7 protein-coding genes are annotated in these 12,829 nt (G+C 58.5%); all 7 read right to left on the bottom strand.

Annotated features, from left to right (window positions below; translation table 11 throughout):
- Positions 1-39 precede the first annotated feature (39 nt).
- The 7 genes from sctV to ACRWQA_RS17000 all read right to left on the bottom strand — a co-directional run bounded on the left by sctV (position 40) and on the right by ACRWQA_RS17000 (position 12,680).
- A complete protein-coding gene (gene sctV, locus ACRWQA_RS16970; RefSeq protein ID WP_434230716.1) occupies positions 40-2,241 on the bottom strand; it encodes a type III secretion system export apparatus subunit SctV in 2,202 nt (733 codons plus the stop codon).
- Positions 2,238-2,570: a type III secretion apparatus assembly chaperone SctY gene (gene sctY, locus ACRWQA_RS16975; protein ID WP_434230717.1), complete on the bottom strand. Its 333-nt coding sequence runs from the start codon at positions 2,568-2,570 to the stop codon at positions 2,238-2,240. The genes sctV and sctY overlap by 4 nt, the downstream gene beginning before the upstream one ends.
- The gene (locus ACRWQA_RS16980) at positions 2,567-2,965 is read right to left on the bottom strand and encodes a hypothetical protein (protein ID WP_434230720.1); all 399 of its coding nucleotides are present in this window, start codon (positions 2,963-2,965) and stop codon (positions 2,567-2,569) included. Before ACRWQA_RS16980 ends, sctY begins: the two co-directional genes overlap by 4 nt.
- Positions 2,966-3,002: 37 nt before the next feature.
- Complete coding sequence (locus tag ACRWQA_RS16985) at positions 3,003-4,241, bottom strand: SctD/MshK family protein (RefSeq protein WP_446326201.1); 1,239 nt, start codon at positions 4,239-4,241, stop codon at positions 3,003-3,005.
- A gap of 126 nt (positions 4,242-4,367) precedes the next feature.
- Positions 4,368-4,565 carry a hypothetical protein gene (locus tag ACRWQA_RS16990; protein ID WP_263582747.1) on the bottom strand — a complete coding sequence of 66 codons (198 nt, stop codon included), beginning with the start codon at positions 4,563-4,565 and terminating at the stop codon, positions 4,368-4,370.
- 288 nt (positions 4,566-4,853) lie between these two features.
- The gene (locus tag ACRWQA_RS16995; RefSeq protein WP_434230722.1) at positions 4,854-11,747 is read right to left on the bottom strand and encodes a LysM peptidoglycan-binding domain-containing protein; all 6,894 of its coding nucleotides are present in this window, start codon (positions 11,745-11,747) and stop codon (positions 4,854-4,856) included.
- Positions 11,748-11,813: 66 nt separating this feature from the next.
- The gene (locus ACRWQA_RS17000; RefSeq protein WP_434230725.1) at positions 11,814-12,680 is read right to left on the bottom strand and encodes a LysR family transcriptional regulator; all 867 of its coding nucleotides are present in this window, start codon (positions 12,678-12,680) and stop codon (positions 11,814-11,816) included.
- Positions 12,681-12,829 lie beyond the last annotated feature (149 nt).

Below are 12,829 nucleotides of genomic sequence, written 5' to 3' on the forward strand. Positions count from 1 at the left end.
TCGCTGCTCCTTGATGGGGAGGGTTGTCGTTCGAGTCGTTCATTCCGCTTCGCCCTTGGGCGCGCTGGCAGCCTCGCCATCGCCCCGCGCGTTAGCTTGCGGCAACCTGACCTGGGCCAGCGACTGGAGGCTGAACTCCGGTGCCACCTCGGACCAGGCAATTACCGGCAGATCCAGCTCGTGTCGCTTCGCCCACTGCTGCAGCACCGGACGCACGTCGGCGGACACCACCACCACCGGCGACACGTCACTGTCCAGCGCCTCCAGACGCTGCTGGAACCAGCGGTTCAAGGCGCGTGACAGCGATGCCGGTACGCTGCCGCTCCTGGCAGCGCCATCGGCACTGCGCTGCGTCGCTCGAATGGCCTCCTCGAGCTGGCGGGTCACCACCCAGGCCGGCAGCACCCGATCGGCCCGGGCAAAGCGATGACAGATCTGGCGCGACAGGGCGGCCCGAATCCGCTCGGTCAACCGCGGCACGTTCGCTTCCTGGGGGCCCCAGGTCACCACCGCCTCGAGGATGGTGCGCAGTGCGCGCAGCGGAATGCCCTCGTCCACCAGGCGGCGCAGGATGTCCGATATCTTCTGTAGCGAGACCACGCGCACCGCCTCGCCCACCAGCTCCGCATAGTCCTGCTCCATGCGCGACAGCAGCGTGCGGGTCTCCTGGATGCCGACGAACTCCCCGGCATAGCGGGTCAAGGTGCGTTCCAGGCACAGGCACAGCACCTGATCGGCTCGGCGGTAGCCGATCCCGGCCTCATCCAGGCGCTCGACCTCCTGCGCGGCCACCCAGAGCCCCGATTGCCGACCCAACGGCGAAGGATGCTCCACGGCCTCGACCTCCAGCAGCTCCAGGTGCACGGGGTCGTCGTCGAGCAGCACCCGCTCGGCGGGAAGCTCCCCCTGCATGATCGGGACTTCATCGAGCTCGATGGCGAAATGGTCGGCTTCCAGCGCCGCATCGACGCGCAGTCCGACGCCCGGCATCTCGATTCCCAGGTTCGCCCCGGCACGGCGGCGCGCATCGTCGAGCTCCCAGCGCAGGGCATCGAGAGATAGCGCTTCGGCCAGCGAAGTCGCAAGACGCAGCACCACACGATGTGATTCACCCGCCTCCGGTGCGGTGTCGGCGTGCGGCGCCAGTTCCTCGTCAGCTGGTGTAGCCGGTTGCCTGGCGGGGGCGGTGCCTGCCGGCATGGGAGCCGGGGAGGACAGCTCCCCGCCGGCATCAACCTGCGCCACCAGCCTGAGCTCCCGGCGACGCATGACGAAGGCTGCAAAACCCAACCCAGCCGCCAGGGTGAGGAATACCCCGGAAGCGAATCCCGGGATGAAGGCAGCGAAGAACAGGATGATGGCGGTCAATCCCAACGCCCGGGCACTCCTGCCGAGCTGGCCGACGATCTCGCTGCCCAGGTCACCGCTATGGCCGGAACTGGAGCTGACCCGCGTCACGACGGTACCGGCACCAACGGCGATCAGTAGCGCCGGGATCTGAGCCACGAGCCCGTCGCCGACCGTCAGCAGCGAATAGGTATTCACCGCCTCGCCGAACGACATGCCGCGCTTGACCATGCCGATCGACAGGCCACCGATCAGGTTGACGCACAGGATCACCAGCCCGGCGATGGCATCGCCCTTGACGAACTTCATCGCACCGTCCATCGCTCCGTAGAGCTGACTCTCCTGCTCCAGGCGCTGACGCCGGTTGCGCGCCTCTGCCTGCTCGATATCGCCGTTGCGCAGGTCGTTGTCGATACTCATCTGCTTGCCCGGCATGGCATCGAGAATGAAGCGGGCGGCCACTTCGGCGACCCGCTCGGCGCCCTTGGTGATCACCAGGAACTGGGCCACGGTAATGATCAGGAACACCACCAGGCCGATCATTACCTCACCGGCGATGACGAAATTGCCGAACGCCGACACCATCTTCCCGGCATCGCCATCGAGCAGGATCAACCGCGTGGTGGTGATGGAAAGCGCCAGTCGGAACAGCGTGGCCAGCAGGATGATCGGCGGCAGCGAGGAGTACTCGACCGGGTGCGAGATGTAGAACGCCACGACGAGGATCAGCAGGCTGAAGCCGATGTTGATGCCGATCAGCGCATCTACCAACGTCGTCGGCAAGGGGATGATCATCATGACCACCGCCAGCACGATGAACAGCGCAATGACCACGTCGCTACGCTGGGCAGCCCGCTGGGCGAGGAGATTGAGCTTCGCCAGGGCCACGCTCATGCATTCCCCCGCTGCTGCAGGTAGTCGCGAAAACGACGTCGGGCTTCGTCCTTCTGCCCAGCCGCCCACAGCGCCCGGCTCTGCAGCAGCACCAGCCCGGACGAGGCTCCCTGTAGCCGTTCGAGGTGTTCGATCGCATCGAGCGCCCTCGACGTGTCGCCCGCCGCGATGAAGGCCCGGGCCAGCGTGTGCAGGATGCCGGCATGTTCGGGGGCGAGATGCACCGCGATCAGCAGCAGCACCAGACCACGCTTCGTTTCGCCGCTCTTGAGGTAAAGATGCCCCATCATGTGCAACAGCTCCGCCGCTCCATGGTCGCCATCCCTCATGGCTCGAACTCCTTGGCCTCGGCGCGTCGTTCCGCCCACTCCAGGCGCTGCGCGATTTCCTGATTGATCAGCTGCGCCGCCATCTCGACGACCTCGGCCTGCGTGTCCATCTCGGGCAACACCGCATCGACAACGTGCTGTAGCAGCCCGATGCTGCGCTCATCGGCATAAAGCGAAGGATCGCCGGCAACGGGCAGCGCCAAGCGTTCGATCTGCTCACGCAGTGTGCCGCCTTGCTGGCGACGCGCCTGGCTGCCCTCCACCGCCCTGGCGAAATCGGCTTGTCGCTCCGGATCGACGGGCTTGCTGCCACCGGCCTCGCCGACATGGGGCACCGTCCCGGCGCTGGAGCGAAGACGAGAATCGTCATGAATACGATCGGCGGTGACTCTCATGGCGTCGCCTCCATGGCAAGGGGCCGGCAGCGTTCCGCTACAGCGTCAGGGAGAATTCGTCATTGCCACGGCGTACCGTGACGCGGTTGTCGGCGATCTCTGCCAGCACCCAACCCTCCTGCAGGGCGGCACCGGGATAGAGGCGTTCACCCCGAGGGCCAACGACATAGGGATTCTCACCGAACCACACCGCCTGGAACTGCAGGGCCGGCGAATCGGTCGACAGCTGCGGACGGGCTTCGCTGATCAGCAGTTGGCTACCGCCATAATGCTGGTCGAACCAGAGCTGCACATCGCGCCACTCGTCATAGCGTTCGGGAGGGAACTCACCGTCCACGACCAGATGATTGCCGGCATCCCGGACCTGCAGCCCCTCCAGACCGACCTCGGCGAGCCGCTGGGCCAGCGCCTCGCCGGGTGGCGTATCGACGACCATCAGCGAGCGGGCCGCCTCGGCAGCCTGTGGATGCAGCATGCCCGTGGAGTGGAGCGCACTGGCTGAGATGCTGGCCCCTGCCGTGCCGACGCCAACGAGCTGGTAAATGCCAATGATCGCCAGGGTCGTGCAGAGCGCCGTCACCGCGGTGCTGCGACTGGCCAGGACACGCGTCGGCGACTGGCGCACCTGGGCCAGTCGGTGGCGCCAGCGCGCCGGGATCGGCACCCGACGCCATTGACGGGAAACGAAGCTTCCCAACGGCGCGAGCCGGGTACCGAGGCGCTGGCTCACGGGAGCGGTGGTACGCTCGATGCGGGACCACAACCGCACCAGCCTGCCTTGAAGGATAAGGACCATTGGCAAGGCGAAGCGCTGCAGGGCAGCCCGCAAAGGGACAAGCCGACGCCTCAGTGCTTCCCTTACTACGGGCACGCTTGCCCGCACACGCCCCTGGAGCATGCCCACCCCTCGCTGGGCACTCTGCAGGGCTGGCGGAAGCGACAGCTCAGAGCGCGAAAGTGCAAATTTCACGTCACCGACAACAAGAATAACCGGCAAGGACGTACACCAACCGGTGCCTTGCGCCAGCAGTTTGCCGTTGGCCTCGATAGCACCACCGACCGCCTCAATGGCTACCATCCGCGCGTGAAAGCGCAGAATGAGATGCTCAGCGGCAACGTCGGCATCGCTCAGTATTACGTCGCAGCCTGTCGCGGAACCGATACGACAAACCGACTGCTCGAGCGGCACGGCCACTCCCGCATGAAGGCCGCTCCTCACTTCCAGCGTGGAGAACACCTCGGTCGTCGGCATCAAGAACGAAGTCACGGAAGCCATGGATGCCACCTGTCATCAAATGCCACCATGCCCGGGCCCCATCCCGAGACATGACGGCAGCAATGCGCAGCCTGAACCTCAACACGAACGGACGCTGGTGCCCCGCCAGCGTCCGTCGTGACCGCGTCAATTGTTCGGGCGAGCTGCCCTGGCGGTATCGACCTCGGTGTTACCCTCGGTCTTGACCTTGCTGACCTCCATCGATTTTTTGGCGGCTTGATCGAAGACGTCTTTTAGCTGCTGTACGTCGATGCCACCGCCACCGCCAGCGCCTGAAACACCATCAGCAGCCATTTTCTTTTCCTTGATCTTGAAGATCGCCATGCCTTGCCTCCTTTTAGGATGGAAGAAACTGAACAAGCGGCTACCCGCCCGGGTCGTTCCGAGATGATGAGAAGTTCGCAATCTTGCTGGGCAACACGCCACTTTTATAATAGACACACCAAACACTAATGCAATATAAAACAGATGAAGAATTGATCAGAAAAGACAAACAACTTCATAAAGAATCGTTATAAAACCCTAAAAACGACCACCGATCATAAATCGTGATAAATAATGCCACACCAAGCCCACACCCCGCACCAAAACGGCTTTGCCTTTAGGCAGGTATCATGAAACTTTCATCCTTGGTAGATAGACATGGTCGCCAGGCGCGATCAAACTTGGCTCTGGTATATGATTCATATTCAGCTCAACCACTTCTCTCACATCATAGCCATAGTGCCTAGCAATGCCTCCTAGCGTTTGTCCCTTCTGCACCACCACGACCTCATGAACGTTCACCAAGTATGGATTGAAGCGTCCTCCCACTGCTCCCTCCTCAACCGACGTGACATCATAACTTCTGAAATTTCCAGCATCTTGCAGTACCCCTCCTCCTCCTTCGACCATCACCAATGGCATTTGATCGGAACTGGAAGACGACGGAAATGTTGGACTTGGATTATCGGGCGGCTGCACGACCCACTGCGGCCTTGGTTCCCCATACTTTTCGGGAATAGAGGCTTGACCGTCATCTTTTTTGTTTTTTTCCATATCCGCCAGAACGGTGGAGAGAGAGAACAAGCCCAGCCCTCCTCCAAATGTAATGGCCGTGGTGTAATCTCTTTTTGCCTTTGGTTTATCGGAAGCACCTGATTCAGGTGAACTGGCAGTAGAGGATTCATACAAAGCCACTTGAGGATGGTTAATTTCAGGTGTTCCCGGGATGCCTTGTCCTTTCGCCTGGTAGCCCGGCGCCTGAACCCAACCAGCCGCCGTGCCGTAAATAAACATTCCTCCGGAAAGGGCGTCGATATACGACACCATAGTCCCATCCCGTGTAACGACATCTCCGAAGGAAGCCAAGGCAATATCATTGCTTCCCAGTATATAAAATGGGGAGCCAATATCATCCACATGCGGCATGAACGGCCTTCCAGTAATAGCCTCCATATAGCCCTTGCTCATGTAGAAGCTGTTGGCGAAGGCAAAGCTACCGCTAGCCACGACCCCATTCCCTTCCACTGTCGAAATATAGGACTGGGGAAGATTGATCGAAAACGTAACGGCTTCTACACCACGCAGGATACGGCCAAGTTTGGTGTTTACAGCCGTATGATTTGGCAGGAGTGACCTAGTGGCTATGCTGGCACCGCGGACAAGGAAAGCGCCGGCTTGGGCGGGCATCCATCCCGTGTAACCTACCCCAGCCCCGAGGGCCATAGAGGTAGTCAGCAGTCCCGTTGCTGCGGTTTCCATTGGCGTACGGGTTACGGGAGGTACATAAACTCTGGCTTGAACGCGTATTCTTGCATCGCTAGGTATCGTCCCGGCAGCCTCCGCATTGAGCAATGGCACTAGAGCATCCCGTTCGATCACGAGCATGCACGTCACATGGTCCTTCGAGTGCTGGGGAGCCGCAGCCTGAAGCAAAATGCCTTGCTCACTGATTCGTACACTGCCATGCAACTTGACGAAGGAACCTTCAGCGTCCAGAGCATGCGTAATAGTTCCCGGCCGGCCTGCCCTATCGAGAGCCCCTGGAGAAGCGAGCTGCAACAATTCGCTATCCAGCCGTCTCAACTGATTAGGATTGAAAGCCCTCCACTGCTGGGAAGACAGCGCCGATACCTGAGATTGATCCATTGCTGCAACTTGACCAGGCGTCAAAGAGGCTATCTGGCGTGTTGTCAGCGCTGAAACCTGGCTCGGGGTCAATGATGTCACCTGCTCAGGAAGGAGCCACATCAATCGATTCCCCTTGATCTTCACCAGTGCATCGGTGGAAACGGCTTGTAGCTGAACATCCGACAAGACACGAAGCTGAGACGCACTTAAAGCGCCAACCTGATCGCCACTCATGGCAGCAATTTGTTTTGGTCGCATGACAGCCAATTGATCGCGACTGAAGTACGACATCTGATCCGTTGACAGGCCCCTGATCTGGTCCAGAGTTAGCTTCTTCACCTGGGCGTCGGTAAGAGCACCAATTTGTTCCTTCGAGAAGAGCGCAACTTGATCTCGAGTAAAAGCCGTAGTGCGGCCTGGCGTCATTTGTGAAAGATGCTCAGGAGCAATGGAGCCAACCTCGGCATCTGTAAGCGCTTTTATCTCCACCGGCCTGAGATCAGAGATACGGGACGAGACAAAGGTCGAAGATGTTCCCGAAGCTCCCGGCTTGCCTGCGACACTTGGTGTAGCTGCAGAGGTACGTGGATTCAACATGTTGTGGGGGCTTGGCTTGGAATGGGTCGGTCGTGTGACGACGACCCCATAGGCTCCCGTCACAGTGCCCGCAAAGCCGGTTCCCAAGCCAATGATGGCATCTGCCTTCTGGAGGTCAGACATCTGGTCGCCGTAGACCACCAGGTCATGAACCGATACCGCCATGACCGGCATGCCGGTCCCAATCGCCGCCCCATCCATCATGCGCCCAGCCAGGTTCCAGCCCGACGCGCTGTGCATATAGTCCGTCAGCTTGGCAGTGGTCGCTCCTGGACGGCTCATTCCCATGGTTGCGAAAAAGGCTCGACCAATCGATATATCGTCTCCAAATCTTGCGAAACCAGCCGCTCTCGACATGCCCGAACCAATAGGCAAGAACGTCGTCGCGATCATCCCCATATTCATCCAGGACTCTTTTTCGCCCCACTCACCTCCTCTCTTTATATGATCAACCTGATTCTGTATCGCCCTGCCTCCTAAATAAGATGTTCCCAAAAGAGTCGCACCAGCAAAAACCGGGGCCAACGGAGTGGGAATCATCATGCCCACGGAGGCGATCCCGGTACCGATACCAATCAATGGATCGACAATTTTCTCTGCCGTGGAAACATTGCGCGCCTGGACAACGTCCAGAGATATGTTTCCATTCTCCTCCTTGAGATCCAGTCCCTCCGGAGCAACTATCAACCCGTTCTGATCGAACTGCCTATTGTGATTCTGGAAATCCTCCAAGTCTGAAAAATGCTTCCCGGATGCATCGACATATCTTAGCTCACCGTCCTCTTTTTTTACGGAAAACAGAGCACTCTCCACCATTCCCACTTGGTTATCAACATAAAAGAACGGCACCACCTTGACTTCTGGACTTTCCCCACCCTGACTGTAAATCTCATCGACCACGCTATCGACGACATCCTTTCCTTCACTCGAAGAAGGATCCACATTGAGCCAACTCTCTACAACAGACCTCAAATTATCTTCATTCTCCATTCGCTGAAAGCGAGAGACATTCTCGTTCTCTAGCATGCTCCGAAAACGTGGATTATAGATATCTTCCAAGGCTCGATCGGTCGACTCCACCAGGTAGCTGAACTGCATGCGTGCCTCCTGCTCAGGAGATTCACGCTCTTCGAACAAGTCGACCGGCTGGCTGGCTCGGTGGCGATACCACTCCTCCAAGCTACGCATATTACTCTGCGCCTCTTCCAGCGCGTCTCGGTGGTTATTGGCTTCCTTCAATGCCAACATGGTAATGGCTTGGTCTGCATGAACCCAAACCCAGTTCTCCTCGACCTTTACCCCCACCCACTCATCTCGCTCTGCCAGTATTTCCAGGCCACCTTGGTCATAGTCTTCGGAGGAGCTTGGTGAGATTTTGATCTCACCCTCCCCTATCGGGACGGTAATGGGCTCCTCCCCTGGCTTCAATAGATCCTCTGGAGGAACTTCCTCACCTTCACCAAAAACCTCTATGAAAGACTGTTCTTCATCTTCAAGCTCAGAAATTATATCGTCTACATCTTCAATATCTAAACCAAGCTGTTCTCCAAGCGTTCCATACAGTCGAGCATGAGCGACCTCCAGATTCGTAACTGATGCAGCCGGAGTGTCCACCCTACAGATATTTTCGGACATATCTACGCCGGAGTTAAGCTCATGCCATTCAACATTCAGCGGACGCTGCCGGTAGTCTTCATTCCATCCACGAGAATCGTCGGGATCAACAGTGAGCTGCTGCTCCGTTGTTTTACCTGTATCAAAGTGGTTGACGACCCAGACTTGACCATCACGATAGTCGAGCTCCTGGCCAGTGAATTCTCCAAGATAGGTACCACCCAGCGTTTTATGTTTCCGTCCTTCCTCGAAGAGGTGAGGATTGTCCCCGTTGTATTCTGCAAGCAGACGAGACTTTATATCCTCTATGTCAACTGTGAATTCAGCGCTCTCGTAAACTGCGTTATAGTAATTTAAATAGGCCTGAGAAAGCTCAAGTCTCCGACCCGCTTCCTCCTGACTATCTCTCGCTTTTTCCAGCTCAACAGATATCTCACTGTCAGAGTCTGTGGCATCCGGGTGCTGCTCAAGCATATCGACGACATAATCAGCCAAGAGGCTATCTCCATGCCTATGGTGAAAATCCGCCTTACTGAACAAAGCATCCACTTCTGCCTGAGCTTCCTTACCTTTTTCCACCTCGGCCGAATAGTTATAACCGCTACCTGCCTCACTTATTACCGGAACTGTACCGTCAGGATAAAAAGGCATGTTATCTTGTGTAGTAATCGCCTCACCGAGCAGGCGTTCTGCCTCTTGATACTCCTTCTTGGCTTCCCCCGCCTCCTCGAGTCTGGATTCGGCTTCGCTCAATCGCTCTTCGGCCTCCTCGAGGGAGCCCTCTGGCTCAGGGCGCACCCATCTCCGCCCATGGGGGGCCAATGCTTCATCGAGAATCTCACCAGCGCGTTCAATAGCATCCTCATACTCCGGATCAAGAGCATAAACATCCTGTTGCTCCTGGTGATAAAGCCCTTTGTCATTCGCCTCCATCTGTTGGACAAGCAACACATTTAATGCAGCCATGGCCTTGGCCACCTCGGGGTCATGCCATTTGTCATACATCGGCACCCACTCACCGCCGGAAGGTGCCTGCCCTGGAGGTGGGTCGCCATAGGGATTCTCGACGGAGACGTTCGTACTGGGCAGGAAACCTTTGCCATAGGCATCCATAGCCGTGGCTAATTCCTCCTGCTTTTCATTGATAGCCGCTTGCAGGTCTTCTACGGCTTCACCCGCAATAAGGCTCTCAACGACTTCCATGACAATTTCCGCGGCCTTAGCCTCATCGGCATCATCGCTGTCAGGATCGATTTCGAGTAGCGTATCGATGAGGGAAGCCATATACGTGCCCCTCTTGACATCAACTTCCATTCCTTTCTCGTCATGACGAACCGTAATATCCCCCTCCGGTGGAGTGGTCACGGTATAGCCGTTGTGGGTCACACTGACCGTCTTCTCGCCATCGGTACTCTCGCTGGTAACGGTCCTGCGGCCGTTGGCCTCCACGACGGTCTCGATGCTGCGTCCATTCCGGTATTCGGTGCGTTGCACCTCGTTACCCTGAGCATCGACAAAGAAGGTACTTTGGGTAACTTCGCCCATCGTGAAACGATAGCGGGCGATTTCTTCGCCGCTGTCGGCATCCACGATACGCCGGGTCACGCTGTCGTCCGGCTCCGTATACTCTGAAACTTCGAAACCGGCAGCCGCGAGTTGAGCGATGATCTGAGCAGGATCGAGCCCCATCTCCTCGGCGATCGAATCGATGCTATTGCCTTCTGAGACTGCCTCGGCAATCTCATCGATTCCTTCCCGGCTCGTATCCTGCTCAGGATCGAGTTCCGTGCGGTTGCCGTCATCGTCGATGATCGTTGTCGTGGTCTTACCGTCGTCAATAGTGACTTCCTCGACCGTCACTCCGTTTTGTTCATACGTGACGGTCGTGGTTGTTTTGCCATCGGTATCCACGACGGTCTCGGTCACACGGCCATCCGACTCGATCAATACGTTGGTGGTACTACCGTCAGTGTTCTCGGTCCGACGAGTCTCGTTGCCATCATTATCGATGACGCGGGAGGTCTGTGTTCCATCGGGCCCTGTCTCGTGACTGACGACGAGATCGCCACTTCCTGATTCGGTGATCCTCGTGATATCGGTGTAATTGGGACCCTGCCCTTCCACTCCCGAGTCGACTTCGAAACCGGCCGCTGCTAGCTGGGCAATCACCTGCTCGCGAGTGAGCCCCTGCTCCTCGGCAATCTCTTCGATACTCTGGCCATTGGCGACTCCATCGACAATCTCATCGACACCCTCCCGGCTCGTATCTTGCTCAGGGTCCAGCGTCGTTCGCGTACCATCCTCGGCCACCACTACCGTCTCGCTGTTGCCGTCGCTATCGGTAGTCGTGATCGTTACGACATCGCTGCCGGTCAGTTCGGTTATTTCTACGACGCTGCCATCACCCAAATCGTCTTCAAGGCGTGTTGTCCTTTCGCCGCTCTCTTCGTCCTCACTGACGGTGACCTTGCGTCCCTCATCGTCCCGGACAGGCGATTGACTCAGCGTTTCGCCATCTTCACCCGTCACCTCGATCCAGTACCGGTCGGTGTCGTGATCGTAGTATTCGTGGATGGTTTCGCCTGTCCCGGGGTCGGTGATCGTCGTGCGGGTAACGTTGTCCCCGGCAAGGCCCCATTCAGCTGACTCCACCTCGTAGCCACCCGCCTCGAGCCGTTCGACGACATCCTCCCGATTCAGTTCGTCGTCTCCGACAAGGTCGAGCCCTTTGCCCTCGGCAATTTCATCAGCCAGGCCCTGAGCCTGTTCGGCTGATTCCTCGTCGATGACAGGCTCTTGCTCGGCTACGTTATCGACAGGCAGAAAAACATCGTTCCGGTTCAGGGGATCGAAGTTCAGCGGCTCGAAACTCGTGGAATCGAAACTCTCCGGTACCGTGGGACCATAAACCGGAGGTTCCGAGTTGAGCTCCATTTGCTGAAGGTATTCCGGCGAGTAGACCCCATAGCCCACCATAGGGGTGTGGCTGGTATTGATCGGCTGGAACGCCGTCCCCCCATTCCACTGGGGTAGTGTTGGTGTCACCGTCTGTTGCGGCGTAAACGCCGGCGGGCTGGGCGGGCGCGGCTTGGCCGCCGCCCTGACAATCGCCTTGGCGAAGATCGACTCACTCCCGGTCGAGGCCTTGGCGGCCAACCGAAATACACTACTCAGCCTCACCATTGTTGTTCTCTCCTCCATGACGAGGACACAAGATGTGGGTCACGCTATTGTTGTCAGTCCTGGACGCTAGACCGGTTCTGCAATGGGCGTGGGACAAAGGTGCTCGGCGATCCGATCGGCCAAGGCAGCCAGAACGGTCTGGTCTCCCGACGGATTGATCATCAGCATGAACTCGGCCTCCGGTAGCGGTGGAAGGCCGTGCTCTTCCGACAGGGCGACAAGCCCAGGCCCAAGCTGGCCGGCGGGCATCGGCGCCAGTGCAAAACCGCCTTCTACCGCGGCACGCAAGCTGGCTCCGCTGGTGCAGAGCATCGCCATGCGCTGCGGAATGCCGGCCAGGGCCAGTTGGGTCAGCGCGGCTTCGCGATAGGGACAGGCTTCCGGAAACAGGGCCAGGGGCAGCGGAGAAGGCAAGCGTACAGGGCATCGCTCGGCCCAGGCCCAGACCAGGGGCTCATGCCACAGCAGGCGGCCCGGTTCATGGGAACCGCACTGGGCGCCCAACACCATGTCCACATCGCCGCGCTTCATGGCCACGACCATGTCGCCGGGAATGCCGACCCGTACGCCGAGTTCGACCTGGGGGTTGTCTTCCACGAACTCCCTGAGCGCGCGCATCAGGGAGGCATTGACGCAATCCTCCGCCACACCGAGGCGAACGTTGCCCTGATAGGTGGAGCGGGAGAGCTGGGTCATGGCGTCGCGATTGAGCGCCAGGATGGCCCTGGCATAGGCCGCCAGACATTCCCCATCCGGTGTGACCTCGAAGGCACGCGTCGTACGCCGAAGCAATGGCTTGCCGACCTGGGCCTCCAGCCGGCGCAGGTGCCCGCTGATGGCCGGCTGCGTCAGGTGCAGACGGTTGGCGGCGCGAGTGAAGCTACCTTCATCGATGACAGCAACGAAACTCCTCAGGAGAAGCAAGTCGAGCATGTGCATATCTTTCCATGATAAGTATGGCTTTCATTTTTTATGTATCACTCGGCAGCGCGTCGTGACACGCCACCTGATGATTGCCTCTGCCCTCTAAAGCCGCCCTGAGCCGCTCTTAGCTTACCCCTCATCCAGCGTAGCAGAGTTAA

This window comes from Billgrantia sp. C5P2, assembly GCF_051062895.2.